At 37.8% G+C, this 16,879-nt stretch carries 9 protein-coding genes; 3 read left to right on the plus strand and 6 right to left on the minus strand.

The window, feature by feature from the left end; translation table 11 throughout:
- Positions 1-32 precede the first annotated feature (32 nt).
- From IPI65_00135 to IPI65_00150, 4 genes are all read right to left on the minus strand, one after another.
- Positions 33-1,301 (minus strand): site-specific integrase, encoded by a 1,269-nt coding sequence (locus IPI65_00135; protein ID MBK7439969.1) that lies wholly within the window; start codon positions 1,299-1,301, stop codon positions 33-35.
- 73 nt (positions 1,302-1,374) lie between these two features.
- On the minus strand, positions 1,375-1,929 hold the full coding sequence (locus IPI65_00140; GenBank protein ID MBK7439970.1) for a hypothetical protein: 555 nt from the start codon (positions 1,927-1,929) through the stop codon (positions 1,375-1,377).
- The gene (locus IPI65_00145) at positions 1,893-4,067 is read right to left on the minus strand and encodes a hypothetical protein (protein MBK7439971.1); all 2,175 of its coding nucleotides are present in this window, start codon (positions 4,065-4,067) and stop codon (positions 1,893-1,895) included. The genes IPI65_00140 and IPI65_00145 overlap by 37 nt, the downstream gene beginning before the upstream one ends.
- Positions 4,068-4,251: 184 nt before the next feature.
- Positions 4,252-7,398: a T9SS type A sorting domain-containing protein gene (locus tag IPI65_00150; protein MBK7439972.1), complete on the minus strand. Its 3,147-nt coding sequence runs from the start codon at positions 7,396-7,398 to the stop codon at positions 4,252-4,254.
- A 213-nt stretch (positions 7,399-7,611) separates the two neighbouring features.
- Between IPI65_00150 and IPI65_00155 the strand changes: the two genes are divergently transcribed.
- The gene (locus IPI65_00155; GenBank protein ID MBK7439973.1) at positions 7,612-9,765 is read left to right on the plus strand and encodes a S46 family peptidase; all 2,154 of its coding nucleotides are present in this window, start codon (positions 7,612-7,614) and stop codon (positions 9,763-9,765) included.
- Between the two features lie 67 nt (positions 9,766-9,832).
- Here the strand turns inward: IPI65_00155 and IPI65_00160 are convergent, their stop codons facing one another.
- The gene (locus IPI65_00160) at positions 9,833-11,404 is read right to left on the minus strand and encodes a peptidase C1 (protein ID MBK7439974.1); all 1,572 of its coding nucleotides are present in this window, start codon (positions 11,402-11,404) and stop codon (positions 9,833-9,835) included.
- 112 nt (positions 11,405-11,516) lie between these two features.
- Between IPI65_00160 and rsmG the strand changes: the two genes are divergently transcribed.
- Positions 11,517-12,143 carry a 16S rRNA (guanine(527)-N(7))-methyltransferase RsmG gene (gene rsmG, locus IPI65_00165; GenBank protein ID MBK7439975.1) on the plus strand — a complete coding sequence of 209 codons (627 nt, stop codon included), beginning with the start codon at positions 11,517-11,519 and terminating at the stop codon, positions 12,141-12,143.
- A gap of 72 nt (positions 12,144-12,215) precedes the next feature.
- Here rsmG and IPI65_00170 read toward each other — a convergent pair whose 3' ends face one another.
- Complete coding sequence (locus IPI65_00170) at positions 12,216-15,545, minus strand: M1 family peptidase (protein ID MBK7439976.1); 3,330 nt, start codon at positions 15,543-15,545, stop codon at positions 12,216-12,218.
- A gap of 60 nt (positions 15,546-15,605) precedes the next feature.
- Here IPI65_00170 and dprA point away from each other — a divergent pair, with 60 nt between their 5' ends.
- On the plus strand, positions 15,606-16,694 hold the full coding sequence (dprA, locus tag IPI65_00175) for a DNA-protecting protein DprA (protein MBK7439977.1): 1,089 nt from the start codon (positions 15,606-15,608) through the stop codon (positions 16,692-16,694).
- Positions 16,695-16,879 lie beyond the last annotated feature (185 nt).

Below are 16,879 nucleotides of genomic sequence, written 5' to 3' on the forward strand. Positions count from 1 at the left end.
AAAAGATAGTTAAAGAACTAGAAGGTCACTGGCTACTGTGCTTGAATAGGAATATTAGCTGATAAGTCCCAATACTTTATCATCTCCTTCGCTCCTAACTCCTGATCCACCTTTATATACTCCAAAAACGCTTTCTCAGTCTTATGACCACTTATTTTCCGGATTAGAATAGGTGGAACACCTCTCAAAAATTGATTTGTACAAAAAGAACGTCTACATGTGTGCGAAGCAATCATTTCCCATTTTTCGTATACCGCTTCCGTTGTTTTCGTTCCCTTTTTAGCAGGGACTACCACTTGTGATGTAAACCCCGCAAGTTTCATTATTTCCTTAATTTGCCTGTTAAAGTATTGATTGGTGATTTGGAAAACACCATAATCCTCATATTTGCTTAAAACTGTTCGTAGACGTTCTGAAATTGGAATAACAACCCTGTCCTGTGTTTTTAAGGTAGTAATTCGTATCATTTTGTCGCTGAGATGATCTTTTGTTAATCGGGAATAATCGGAAAACCGCAGCCCGGTTTCGCAGCCAATCATAAACAGGTCGCGTATAATTTCTTTTTCCGGTTTGTTACTTAGGTCGAATTTAATCAGTGTATCCAGTTCCTCTTCCTCGAGATATACATTAAAAGTCTTCTCTCCCATTTTCTTCATAAAGGATAAATCAATAAACGGAATAATTTCCCGGCGCATGCAGTTGTTGAGGAAGGTTTTTAGGTTCTTGTCTTGTTTCCCAACTGAGTTTGGCTTTAGACCACTACCACCGTTAGCGTTTTTCGCATTAATACGCAGGTAATCATTAAAATTATCATAGGTTTCAGCCTTTGTAATGGTTGTAAATGTTACCTTGGTTTTACTAAAGGCCTCAAATTCCATTAAATGTCGCTTCAGTGCGTTATAATCAGTAATTAACCCGGCACTAACCCTTGAACGTGCAGTATCTACATAACGGTCAAAAACCTCATAAAATCCGTAACCTTTTGGCGTTTCAGTTAATACCTCGGTGTGAAATTTTTCAATAACAAATGGAATGGTAGCATCAACCTTATTGAGAATTGCATCATCAATAATTGTTTCTAGCCTCAGCTTCAAGGTATTTACAAATTTATTAATTGCCTCAGCGTTTGGATGAGATCGCTTTACCCTTCCCTTTTCGCCATCCCAATAAGCAGGCTCAACACTCTTTCCGGTATTGAGCAAAGTTCGTTTTGTACGGTCATAGGAGAATTGAAAATAAATTGGCGTAGTGCCATCTGCTTTTGTGCTTTTACCTTTAGTAATAACTTTAATCGTTTTCATAGTTGTCGAGCATTTGTCGAGCAAATATAGGTAAAAAGCAATTAAAACTACTTAATGAAAAGGCAATTAAATTTCATAATTTACTGATTGTCAGTATATTTAGTAAAATAAGGTAAAGGCGAATAAAGTTAGTTCGAGTCCCGGTTGTAATTGAAACCGGTTTGCTGCAAGTGATAGTAATATTTGCACCGTTGTCTGTTCCAACTAATGTGAAATCAGGATCAAAAGCAACAGCACGCATTCTGTAATTTGTTCCATTTACGGTTGTTGCAGGAATGGTGCAAGCTACAACACCTGTTAGAGCAGTAGTTGCGAGACTGCCAATGTCAACCGATCCAGCAAAACTGCCTGTTTCATCACTTAATTGAATCGTAAATATGTTACCCGGATTGTAAGTTCCGGTTGCAGAATACGACACATTTAAATCTTCATCAGGACAATAAACCAGTTCAGGAACATTTATATTTAATGAAGGTGCGATGTAATCATATAAATCGCTTTTCCATACACTGCGGCCATATGTTGCTGCGTATATTTTATATTCAGCATAATCAATTTCCAATTCATGTACCATTACATTTGGTAAACCGGTCATATAAGGTTCCCAATCGCCTGAAATATCATCCATGTAAATACACCTAAATCGGTACCTACATATAACCGATTTGTTTCGCTCACATTTTCATAAACAATGGTATTTACCGGAACGTTTGGTAAGCTGCCGGAAATATTTGTCCATGTGCTACCGCCATTACTTGAAAAATATACTTTATTGCCATCATCATAACCACTTAAAGCAACATAAACATGTTCCGGATTTTCATCGCTGACAGCAATAAAATTAAATCCGATTCCACCTGTAGGTAAACCAGAAGTTATATTCGTCCAGTTAATACCACCGTCGGTTGAAACTTTTATACGTTGTAAAGCACAAGCATAAACATAATTGGTATTAGAAGGTGCAACGGCAATTTCAAAAACTTCTCCGGATAATCCGGCAGCAGAAGTTGACCATGAAGTTCCGCCATTGGTAGATTTTTGAATTGAACCGGATGATGTACCATAATACATGGTAAGATGATCAACAGGGTCCATAACGAAAGGCGTAAGCCATCCGCCGCCGGCTACAGGTAAATCAGTCCAGGAAAGACCACCATTGGTTGTCCGTGAAACATAACCATACTGATAAGAAGCATACATGCGGTCTTCATCAGTATAGTCGATTATAACGCCCATACCATCGCCACCTTGAACGCGTTCCCATTCGCTGCCATCCCACAAATTACATCCATTATCCTGCCATCCGCCTAAAACCATATCATTAACGGTAAAAGCCGGAGAAATACGGTAAATCTGAGCCACTTTCAGGCCTTCACTGATGTCTGTCCAGGTTTCACCTTTATCAGTTGATTTGAACACACCACCATCATTACAAGCATACACCACATTTTCATTTTGCGGGTCGCAGGTTAATCCTTTTTGGTCGGCATGCACATAATCGCTGCCGCCCCAGCCTGACCAATCCGATTTTCTGGACCAAGATGAACCACTGTTTGTAGAACGGGCTATATCAAGTCCACCTGTAAACACAAGTGCTTCATTAACAGGTGAAACACCTAATACGTTATCGTAATATCCATAATAAGAATTGGTTCCGCCGCCAATAGTATTGCTGGTCCAGGTGCCACCACCATCAGAACTTTTTTTAATTTGTGCATCAGGCCCAAACACATAAATTACGTTTGGATTGTCAGCAGTAGTTTCAATCGACATCCTGTCATCTGTTCCATAAAGATTATCTTCCAAAACAGTCCAGGTTGACCCTGCATTGTCTGAAACCAAAACATCTCTGTCGCCGACAGCATAAATTGTATTATTATCTGTTGTTTTAAATGCAAAATCGTAACAATGTGCTGCAGATACACTTGACCAGGTATCTCCCCCATCGGTAGTTCTGAAAATGCCATCTCTTGTAGCAGCCAATAATATATTGGTGTTTTCAGGATGCACAATTAAACGTTGTATGATTAACAGGTCAGATTGTATATAACTCAAACCGGTAGGTAACCAGGTTAAACCGCCATCCACAGATTTTAAAACGCCGGCAGAGTAAACACCGCCCCAAAAATCCTGATCCGCTTGCCAGGTAGCTTCATAACCGTAACCATCACCTGTTGCGATATAAATGATATCATTGTTTGTCGGGTCTACGGCAACGTCGGCAATGCCGGTTACCGGAATATTATCGGTAAGTGGCACCCATGTTCCACCAAGGTCCGGTGAACGCCATAAGCCGCCGCCTGCAGTTCCTGCATAAAGGGTATTTTCGTCAACAGGGTCAATCATAATCACATTCACGCGACCTACTCCCCCACCTGATCCGGGCACTTCTGCCGTTCCAACCGGTGTCCAGTTGGCAGCTCTTTCACCCGCAGCAAATCCGGAAGGATGTGTCTTGAGATAATTGTCATATTCCTTAAATAAAATACCAGGTAACGGGTAGTTACCATTTTCATCAACACGGGTTTTCATCATATAATCCCAGCGATTGAACTTGGAACGCAAGTCGTCAGATTCAATTTCCAGTCCCAACAAACCACTCTCCACCTCCAACGAATTCAGGTAGTTGAGGTAGTTTTCACGAACGGTGTAATAGTTGGGTGAATTTTGTAATACAGGTTTGTCTTTCTTCACCTGAGGCGGTGCCTGAGCAAAGAGAAACTGTGTGGTAGCAAGGGTGAGGAGTAAGGAATAGATTTTTTTCATGTTTGAAATATAAAAATTTTACTAAAGTTAATCTGAAAAAACGGGTTTAGAAAGTATGTCGTTCCAAAATGACATATTTCTGAACAAATGTTAAAAGTTGCCCAATAGTTATTAACAGGATATCAGGCCACCAAATTTTCACTAAAACAGCCGAAAACGAATATAGTTTACAAATCTGCTCCGATTACTCAATTACTAAAGGAACAGCATAAACTGCATTATCCGATTTAAAATTAATGGAATATATACCTGCACTCAAATCGTTTTTTTCAATTATAAATTGATGTGGACCGGCATTTAAATTGCCATTAAAAATGTTGCGTATTGCTTTACCTGAAATATCTACTAAAGTAATTTGTAACACTACCGGATTTAGTAATTCAAATTCAAGATTACTTTGACTGGTAAGTGGATTTGGTGAAATTAATAACGATGATAATCCTAAAGGTAAAATACCACTATTTGTAGCAGTAATAAATGTTATAGTATCTGCATTTTCAGTTGTAACATAGGGCAATTCAGAACAAATTGTTTTAACTGTCCATTCATAATTGGTTGCAGGTGTTAAACCTATTACTGTTGTAAATGTTGAAGTTGTTGTTGTTGTTAACCATGTTGCATCAAGTATTGGTTTATATTGCACTTCATACGCTGCTGCACATGCTGAACCACTCCATTGCAAATTGGCTGAAGTGGCAGTCACTATTGCTGTTACAGGCAATGAAGGTTTATCGCAAATAATACTAATATCACTGCCATTGTCAATACTCATAACAACGGGTGAACTACTTTTTACACGCATTCTATATGCTGTTCCATTTATTATTTCAGCAGGAATTACGCAACTGATAACGCCGGTTAAATCGGTTGAAATAAAACTGCCTATTATTGTTGGTGTAATAAATGCACCTGTCGCATCACTTAATTCCACTGTATAAATATTATCGGGTAAATATTCACCAAAAGCTGAATACGAAACATTTAATGTTTCACCCGGACATAAGGATAAATCGGCAACAGTTATTGATAATGTTGGTGCTGTTACATCATAATAATCAGACATCCATACACCGCGACCGTACGTTGCAGCATAAATTTTACTGTTGGTAGGATTTAACGTTAATTCATGCACCATCACATTCGGTAAGCCCGACATAAATGCCTGCCAGTCGGCTTCATCATCATCTTTTGTAAACACACCAAAATCAGTTCCGATATATAATCTGTTAGAAGTAGAATTTTTTTCAAATAAAATAGTATTTACCGGCACATTGGGTAAGGTTCCTGAAATATTTGTCCAGGTATTACCTGCATCATTTGAAAAATACACTTTATTACCATCACTATAGCCACTTAAGGCTACCCAAATCAAAGAAGGATCGCTATCACTAACTGCCATATAATTAAAACAAATTCCTGCTGTTGGCAAACCTGCTGTTATATTGGTCCAGTTTATTCCACCATCAAACGAGCGACAAACATTTTGAAATGCAGAAGCATAAACATAATTGGTATTAGAAGGTGCTACAATAATATCAGTAACGGTTCCACCCAAAGTTGTTGAATGGTCGTCCCATGAACTGCCACCATCATCCGATTTTTTTATGATGCCGGTTTCTGTTCCATAATACATGATTAAATGATTAACAGGATCCATTTCATAAGGTGTTAACCACCCTCCTTCACCGGGATTAATTAAGTAGGTCCATGTATCTCCAAAATTGGTAGAACGTGTTAATTTGCCATAAGGATATGATGCATATAAACGATTGTCGTTGGTATAATCAATTGCTACATCCATTCCATCACCACTCTGCACACGATCCCATGATGAGCCATCCCATAATATAGTCCCGCAATCCTGATATCCGCATAAAACATAATCGGGATGTAAAGGAGATGACGCAACGCGATAAATTTGAGCAATGCGCAAACCGGCGCTGATATTTGTCCATGTTGCTCCTTTATCCGTAGTTTTATAAATCCCACCATCAGTACATGTATACACCACATTTACATTTGTCGGATCAAATAAAAATCCTTTTGTATCTGAATGCACATAATTATCATCTCCATATCCGTCCCAGGTAGAAATTAACGACCATGAAGAAGCGCCATTTGTTGAACGAACAATTTCCACACCACCGGAAAACACCAAATTTGCATTTAAGGGTGAAACGCCCAATGCTGTATCCCAGTAACCATAATAGGTATTGAGATAACCCGGAATACTCAAATTGATCCAGGTATCTCCACCATTAATACTTTTTTTAATTTCACTATCCGGTCCGAAAATATAAATAACATCAGGATCATCCGGAGTGGTTTCAATCGACATTCTTGAATCAACATCGATTAAATCGTTTGCTTCAACAGTCCATGTTAAACCTGCATCTAAAGAAACCAAAAAATCTTTATCGCCAACAGCATAAATAATATTTGGATCGGCACCATTAAATGCCATATCGTAACAATGTGCAGATTCAACCAGAGTCCATGTGTCACCACCATTATCCGTACGATAAATTCCTGCTCTGGTGGCTGCTAGTAAAACGGCAGTATTATCAGGATGAATCAATAATTTCTGAATAATAATTTTGTCTTCTTGTAAATAACTTAATCCGGTTGGCAGCCAGGTCGCCCCATGGTCAACAGATTTAAATACACCTCCGGAATACAATCCACCCCAAAAATCCTGATCAGGATACCAGGTTGCTTCATAGCCATAACCATCACCTGTTGCAATATAAATGATATCGTTGTTGGTCGGATCAATAGCAATATCGGCAATTCCGGTTACAGGTATATTATCACTCAGTGGCATCCAGGTACCGCCTAAGTCAGGTGTGCGCCATAATCCGCCGTCTGCACTGCCGGCGTAAATCGTATTTGCATCCATCGGGTCAAAAACCATCACATTAATGCGACCAACAGCACCTCCGGACGTTGGTACTTCTGCATTACCTACAGGCTCCCAGTTTCCTGCGCGATTACCGCTGTTAGCGGTACTAGGGTGACTTTTTTGCCAGGCATCAAACTCGCGAAAAATAACTCCCGGGCTAGGGTATTCGCCATTTGGACTCACTCTCGATTGCATGAGGTAATCCCAACGCATATATTTCGCCCATAAGTCATCAGATTCTGCTTCGATACCCAACAATTCACTTTCCATTTCGAGGTTGTAGATATATTCCGTAAACCCGGCTTTTACATCATAATAGTTAGGTGAATTTTCCATTGCCGGCCAAACCTTTTTTTGATCGGTGGCGGTTTGACTATACAGTAGCCCTGCAGAAATCAGCAGGTAGCAGGTGGTAATTATGTGTTTCATAGTGGAATTTTACCTAAAATTAAATAAAATTGAAATTCTGAGCGGTTTTTAGGTAAGAAATTAGTGGAAAAAGCATTGTCCTTTTACATTATTACAAGGCGAAATGCCTTAAACCCAAGGATTCTCACATTTTAACAAACTATCACATTTTTTCGGTGACGCTTTAATATCTTCGCAACAATTGACAATCATTTTTAAATAAAATACTTACTGATGAAACAATTTTTTATTGCCGGTTTATTGTTGCTTTCGAGTTTTGGTTTAAGGGCAGATGAAGGTATGTGGCTCCCCATTTTACTGGAGCAATTGAATATTGACGATATGCGTGCAAATGGATTTAAACTAACTGCGGAAGACATCTATTCTGTAAACAAAAGCAGCATGAAAGATGCAGTTGTGTTATTTGGGGGTGGATGTACAGGTGCGGTTATTTCAAATGAAGGATTAATTGTAACCAATCATCACTGCGGATTTTCATCGATAAATAATCTGAGCTCACTTGAAAATAATTATTTGCGTGACGGATTTTGGGCAAAAAATAAAGACGAAGAAATTCCCGCTCCGGGACTTACCGTTACATTTATTATCAGCATGTTTAATGTAACAGATAGTATTGTTCCTTACCTAAATAATAGTATGGATGAAGCAACAAGAAATGCTACTATCAAACAACTCTCTGCTAATCTGGAAAAACAATATAAAAAAGGCACACATTACGAAGCAACTGTGCGCGCATTTTTTTATGGTAATGAATTTTATTTATTCCTGACTGAAACGTTTAAAGATATTAGGTTAGTTGGTGCGCCGCCTTCAAGTGTGGGCAATTTTGGGGGCGAGACGGACAACTGGGTTTGGCCGCGACATACAGGCGATTTCAGCATGTTCAGAATATATGCAGGTGCAGATAATAAACCGGCAAATTATGATGCTAATAATATTCCCTTTAAACCTAGATATGCATTCCCTATTTCATTAAAAGATGTAAAGGAAAATGATTTTACAATGGTATATGGTTTTCCGGGAAGAACACAAGAATATTTAACATCTTATGCTGTAGACCTTACGATAAATACAACCAATCCGAACCGAATTAATTGCCGTGACCAGCGACTGGAAATTATTAATAAATACATGGTAGGCAACGATACAGTTACACTTAAATATGCATCAAAAGTTCGTGGTTTAGCCAATGCCTATAAAAAATGGAAAGGCGAAATGATTGGATTAAAATTAAATGATGCTGTTACCGAAAAACAAACTTATGAAAAACGTTTTCAGCAATGGGCAAATACACATGAAGGTAAAGATTACCGCAATTTATTAAGTGAAATGGAATCTGCTTATACCGATTATAAAAAATATGCTGAACTCATCGATTATACTACCGAAGCATTTTATGGCGTAGAATTACTCAACTTTTCAGGTAATTATAAAAAAGTTGCAAACTTGCTGGCAACAGACACCGTAACTGATGAAGATGTAAAAAAAGAAGCAACAACATTATTGTCAAACGCAAATGGTTTTTATCAAAAATATGATGCACGTATTGATAAAGAAATATTTTCTACGATGCTAAAACTCTATGCTGAACATGTGGACCCGTCGTTACAATCTGTTTATTTTAAAAATGAATTAATTAAATATAAAAATAATTACACAGCATGGGCAAATGCGGTATTTAGTAAATCGGTTTTTGCCGACCAGAAAAAATTAAATAAAGCACTGTCAAATTTGAACGTTAAAAAAGCAAAAAAACTGCTTAACGACCCTGCTTATAAATTGTATTTTGAAGTATCTACTCAATATGAAGCACAATTTAAATCTGCCATCAATCCATTAAATGAAAAAATAAATATGCTAATGCGTAAATATATGCAGGCGCAACGACTGATGGAGCCGGATAGAGATTTTTATCCTGATGCAAATTCAACCTTGCGTGTTGCGTACGGTAATGTGAGTGGCTACACAGCTAAAGATGCTGTATATTATACATATAAAACAACTGACGCAGGTATTGAAGAAAAATATATTCCAGGCAACGAAGATTTTGATGCACCTGCAGGTTTAATTGCCTTGTTAAATAAAAATGATTTTGGGAGGTATAGTAACGATGCAGGCGAGTTACCAATTGCTTTTATTGCAACAAATCATACCACCGGCGGAAATAGCGGAAGCCCTGTAATTAATGCTAATGGAGAGCTTATTGGATTAAACTACGACAGGGTTTGGGAAGGCACAATGAGTGATATTAAATTTGACCCGGACAGATGTAGAAATATCAGTTTAGATATGCATTATTTATTATTTATCATAGATAAATACGGACAAGCATCAAATATTATCAACGAATTAAAAATTATTGAATAAACTCAACTTCTAGCATAAAAAAAATACTCAGTTTCGGCTGAGTATTTTTTTTATTGGTAATTTATTTTTATTTATCTACTTCAATAATCATTAACACAGCTTCCTGTCCGCTCAGTGAAGTGTCGAATCCTATTGTTTCACCTTGCGAAAAACTAATATTCGATTTTAAGGTATTACCTAATACGGTACGTAATTTCTGTTCGTAAGAACCTGATTGTTTATTTACGTTTGCATTAATTGTTTTGTAATCGATTGGTTGTTTGGTAACTAAAATTGCCATGTAATCCTTATTACCAATATTGTCTACTTCCATGCTATAATCTTTTGGAAATAATCGTGTTCCGGTGATTCCACAATACGGTGAATGTTTTTCGGTATAAGGGAATAAAACGGCACACTGACTATTTTCATCGGTTGCAAAAACATAAGTATAACATTCATTTGAATTAGTTACTTCAACCTTAAATTTTGTTCCCTTTTTAACCGGCGATTTTGTTACAAATACACCATTACCTTTTTGAGATAATGGAATTTTACGCTGATTACTATTATCCACCAAACCAAACTGGATATTTAGGTTGTTTCCGGTTGGTTTATCTACACTACCCATCGGATAAACACCATAAGCCTCAACCACAAAAGCATCAAAAACATTATAAGGGACCCAGGCAACACCATCTTTACCCCATTCCGGTCCCCAACTGTTCATAATTTGAAATGCACCACCTTCTTTAAAATCATCATAACCAATTACACACATACAGTGTCCGCCAAAACCGTACTGACTCATATCATTATCGGTAGGATGCCAAACTTCTTGTCCCATCATCGGCTGCATAAAGGTTCCGCCTACCATCATGCCAATAACCACCGGAGCGCCTTGGGCAAGATTTTGTTTTATAGCAAGCTGATCAATTTTTTCTTGCCCCACACCCTCACTGTCGCCGACTGTTAAGCGGTTAAAGCCAGTCATTTTGTATTGGCTCGCCTGTTGTTTTTGGCTTGAAGATGGTTGTTTGCTGCAATCCTGGTCAGTATAAGGAAAATCACGAATCGAAACCAATCCCTGGTCTTTCATCACCTCCATCGCGTTGTTAATATAGGCACCCTGGCAACCTTCCAGTCCGATTTGATTGTACAAATAGGCCGGACTGAACGCCAATTGGTCAGGATCGCGTCCGGTGCGTTCTGCTTCAAGAATGGTTCTGGCGGCATAAGCACTCCCCCAGCCCACACAACTGCCCTGAGAGCCCTGGTTGCGTCGGTCAGGTGCATATTTGAGTAAGGAAACTGATTCCGGAAGCGGGTTTTTAGTATTGTCTGCAATTGGTGGTTCAAAAATTTCAGTTGCATCGTATTTCGCAGCATCAAAACTGGCTCCGGTATTAAATAAATCGGTGATATTTCCGCCACCCCCACCGGTGTTGAGAAAATTGCCTCCCATAAAGTAAATAATGGCACCGCCAACTATCAGCACAAGGCAGCCCACCTTTGGGTTTTTGCGGAATAAACCAAATAATAAAGGGATTAACATCGTAATGATGTTTCCACCGCCGCCACCTGCGTTTCCACCACCTCTTCCGGGCAGTTTACGTTGCTGTTGTGGTTGATTGTCGTCCGGAACCATTCTAATTGCCATAGGTAATTATTTTGAGGGAAAGTTATCAATTTTTGACATATATACCTGCGAAATATTTGTGTGTATAAATCGTTAATTTGAAAATCAGCATGAAATTCACTAAAATTGTTTCGTGGACCATATTATAAAGTATTTCCCCAACCTTGACCCAAAACAAATGAGCCAACTGAAAATGGTTGCTCCTCAATATCGTTTTTGGAACGAAAAAGTGAATGTAATATCGCGTCAAGATATTGATAACATTTACGAACATCATGTTTTGCATTCGATGGCAATTGCAAAATTTATTGATTTTCTTCCAGGCACCAGTGTTATGGATCTGGGCACCGGTGGCGGATTTCCAGGCATTCCACTCGCTATTTTATTTCCGGAAGTTCATTTTCATCTTGTTGACTCAATCGACAAAAAAGTGAAAGTGGTAGAATCTATTTATAAAGCACTCGGTTTGAGAAATGTTTCGGTTGAACATGCACGCGCTGAAGATATTCGCGAAAAATTCGACTTCGTAGTTACACGTGCGGTTGCCGATATGATGATTTTATATGATTGGACCATTAACCTGATAAAACGTGGTGCATCGTTTAATGATTATTCAAACGGATTAATTATGCTGAAGGGTGGATTTTTAGATTTGGAAATTGCACCGTTCAAAGAAATTGTTTACAAATTTCCGATTACTGAATGGATGCCCGAACAATGGTTTATTGACAAAGCATTGTTATACTTACCCATGGATTAAATAAAATCTTAGTCAAATAAAAAAAGCTTCACCGGTTAAACAGTGAAGCTTTTTGTTGCAATTAATTTTCAACTAAAAAGCGCGGTTAATTCCGATAACATATCTGAATTTCACAAAATCGCTGTCCACAAATGGTGTGCGATTTAAAAATAATGGTAAATCAACACGCACTGTAATTGGTTTAACTGTTTCCAGCGGTCCGAACCAACTCCATGTGAAAGCTGTTCCAATACCGGCATCCATGCGTATATCACTCAGTCGGTCAAAATTTTCATCCGGAGAAATAATACCTGCATCTGCAAATAAATAAGGCTCCATTTTAATAAACTTAATCAGTTTGAAATTAAACAGACGATTAAATTGTAACTCAACATTCACACTCGTTCCGCTAATTCCTGAAAATGCATAAAAAGTGCCGTCTGTAGCTGAAGAATCTGCAACAAGATATCCGGCATACCCACGCAGGTTTAATCCGCCGCCATAATGAAAATGACCTGTTGTTTCACCAAAATTTACCCACTCGTCAGGGAAAAATCCGCGTGAACGGGTGTATTTATTATCCAACATATCTTCAGTATTACCACCCGCAAGCATCAGCGACGATTCAAATGGAACATCGTTTCCACTTCCCCATTGCGCAAAATATCGGGTGCGTAAATCAAATTTTCCTAAACGTGTTTTGTTAATTGCTTCGAGATTAATTCTTGAAAAATTATAATCACTTAATAAATCATTACTTCTGAACTTAATATTCACCTGACCACTGCCGGTGTAGTAATTATAATTGTGCTCGTAATCAATATTTACAGAATTATTTTTCGCTTCATCAATAAACGTATTATTATATAAATACATGGTATTAAAGAAATACAAATCTTTTACATAAACCGATAATTTGTCGCGTAAATTATTGCCCAATTTTTTTTCAAAACCGGTTTCGAAACTAAATACACCATCTAATACAGCAGAATTTAAAATAAAATCCGTTTGCGGTAAAAACCGGTCAATGGCAGTTGAATAATTGAGGTCGAAGTTAAATTTGTTGTATGCATCACTTACATCTTCAAAAATATCATCTTGCAATACAGCAAACTCAGGATCGTATAATGCTCCTTGTCCAATACCGGTATTATACCATGCCGTAAATTCCAATTTATGTTTATAGCCGAAATAATTTCCATTAATATGTCCGCCGATTTTTAAACCATCGTAAGCATTTCCCCATATTTCAGGACGCCAAAACATATCATAATGTTTCCAATCCTTCATATTATATACTTTACTGTCGAAACGCCATTCAACAGGGCATTTCCAGCTATTATCCAATAAATTTACATCTGCCAGCCTATAACTCGGATCAATAATTACATCTTTTATTTTTTGAGTGGTGATAATTTTCGCTACATATTCTTCATTTAATTTATCCCAACCATACCATTTCGGCAAGCTGATTACATTTTGAAAATAGGTTCTGTCTAAACGACCGGTTGTTGTTGCTGCAGCCTGCTCATTTTTATTAAACCAGGTATTGGGTATATAATATTTCAAGGTATCACCATTTTCAAGAATTACGATAAAATCAATTGGCATTTGCATTTGCCCTTTCCTGTTGAAGGTAATATCATAAATTTGTAATGTTTGTCCGTCAATATTAGTTGTTCCGGCTTTGTTCACCTGTTTAATGCCATAATCAATATTTTTTGTTGTTTCCAGCCATTGGTCAAAAAACCAGTTTAAATCTACATTTGTATAATTAATAATTGAATTTCTGAAATCTTCAAAATACGGGTGACATAATTTCCACTCTGTTGTATAATTTTTCATTGCGGCTAAAAACAATTCATCGCCCAACACATATTGTAAATTATACAACATGGTTGCCGTTTTAAAATAAACATGTCGATAACCGCCTCCATGTGCCAAAGCTGAATTAAACATATCGGAATGTGTATTTAAAGGCATATCTGCATTCCGCGCAGCATCAGCTAAATATGCCAGATATACTTCCGACATCATAATTTCATCAGCGTCCTGATATTTTGCTTTATATTTATTTTCTTCAGGAAAATCAACGCGATATTTACCGTCAATTTTCTGATAACCCCATGCCGTTAAAAACTGTGTAAAACCTTCATCCAATGATGCACGGTAAGTTTCATTATTACCAACCATACCGAAATACCACATATGTCCAACTTCATGAATCAATAAATCGCGATAGGCAGGGTCGTAACCACCATCTAATGTAAGCATCGGATATTCCATACCATCACGCGCATCAGCAACAATTATTTTTGGCCAGATATAAGGACTGAAATCATTACTAAAAGTTTCAATTATTTGTTTGGTATAATCTGCAGCATTTTGCCAAAACCCGGCATGGCCTTCCTGTGCAAGTGCCACAACACGAACCGTTTGCCCGTCAACTACTGCCATTGCTTCACCAATACGATAATTCGGGTCGGCGGTAAATGCAAAGTCGTGGACATTAATTGCATAATATTTCCATGTCTTTTTTTCACCCTCAACAAAAGGAATTACAACAGATGCTTTTTCTTCCCAAGGTTTTCCTGCAAAGTTTTTTATATCCAGTTTTTCACGCAGCGATTTTGGCATCATGTCCTGCTCATTTTCTAAATATCCTGTTGCATCAACAATGTAGTTTGAAGCAAAGGTGAGTTCAACTTCAAATGTGCCATAATCGCCATAAAATTCTTTCCCTAAATGTTGGTCAGTATCCCATCCAAATTTGCGGTCGTAAACACAAATGCGCGGATACCAATGCACGCCATCATAATGCATAAAATCACCGGATTGGAATTTTTTCATCCTTCTGCGCAAAGAACCACTATCGAAATATGTTTTAAATGGAATTTCAAATGTGATACTTTCTCCGGGTTTAATTGCCTGAGATAAATTAATTCTCAACACCGAAATATCCTGTATCATTTCAGTAGTTTCATTAACAGTTTTGCCGTTGCGCTGAATAATTTTCACCGTACTAACTTCTGTTCCCAAACCTTGCGCTTCATATTTTCCATAAGTAGGATCAACCGCATTAGCCTGATTTAATTCCGAAACATATGAATTCGGTTGAAATGCTTCCTGATATAAATGAAAATATACAAATGGTAAATCATCGGGCGAATTATTATAATATGTTAAAATCACCTTACCATCAATAATATCCGTTTTTTCATCAATAGCTGCTTTTATCTGATAATGTACATCTTGTTGCCAATAACCATCGAACGGTTTTTTGTTTTTCCAGTAGTACGGGTTTTGTTCACTTCGGTAGCTGTATGCAGGCCGAGAAAAATGATCAGGAAGAATTTGAGCATTTACAGAGCCAAAGCCGCTTAAGCAACAGATACCTATAAAAATGATTTGCAGATAACGCATGTTCTTATTTGATTTGTGAAAAATTGTTTACGCAAATATATAACCCTGCCCTTAATAAACATGTATCATTTTATTGCTTTAACCCTTATTCCGGGTATCGGACCTATTACCGGAAAATCGCTGCTGAGCTACTGCGGCAGTGCAGAAGAGATTTTCAGAACAAAAAAATCACAATTGCTCAAAGTTCCCGGAATTGGTGAAGCTGCAGCCGGAGCCATTGTAAATCACGAAGTTTTTGGCCGTGTGGATGAGGAAATGGCTTTTATTGAAAAAAATAAAATTTCCGGATTCAGCTACCTCGATAATAATTATCCGAAACGCCTAAAACAGTTTATCGACGCCCCGCTCATTTTATTTTTTTCGGGCAATGCCGATTTAAATGCTGCTAAAACAATTGGTATCGTCGGCACCCGCAAAGCAACCGAATACGGCAGACATATGTGCGAACAATTGGTTGAGGAATTAAAGAATGAAAATATTTTGTTTGTGAGCGGACTCGCCTACGGAATTGATATTGCTGCGCATAAAGCTTGTGTTAAACGCAATTTGCCCAATATTGGTGTTTTGGCGCATGGGTTAGATATGATTTATCCATATGCCCATAAAGAAACGGCCAAAAAAATGGTGCAGCAGGGCGGTTTGTTAACAGAATCGCTTTCACAAACTAATCCCGACCGCCAAAATTTCCCGAAACGGAATCGTATTGTAGCCGGTATGGTGGATGGACTCATTGTGGTTGAAACTGCTGAAAATGGTGGTGCTGTGTTAACTGCGCTGTTGGCGAATGAATATAATAAAGATGTGATGGCAGTCCCGGGAAATACCACAAGTGCGGTTTCAAAAGGTTGTAATGCCTTAATTAAAACAAACAGAGCCGCAATTATTGAAAATGGAAATGATGTTATGGATGTATTAGGATGGCGTAATCCAAATGAAAATACTACAGTTAAACAAACATCCTTATTTAACGATTTAAGTGAAGATGAACATGCTATTTTTTCGCTGATTAAAGATACCGGTGAAATAGGTATTGATGACCTTACCTTCAAATCACAAAAAACACCGGGAACAGTTGCAGGGGTATTACTTAACCTCGAGTTTTACGGACTCATTGCCAACTTACCCGGTAAAAGATTCAAAGTATTGTAATGTCTGAAACGCAGTAAAATCAAGCCTGACAGCAAAATTATCAAAACCGTTGCGTGAGGGTTGAAAAATATTTTTCGAAATTTACTCTGCTAATTAATTACTTCATTTCACAACGATTTTATACCATTTCACGCGAAGTGGGTTGTGCAGGTATATTATCCTTTCCATCTTGCAGCATCAATTAA

The organism is Bacteroidota bacterium (assembly GCA_016706255.1).
Taxonomy (GTDB): Bacteria; Bacteroidota; Bacteroidia; order Chitinophagales; family BACL12; genus UBA7236.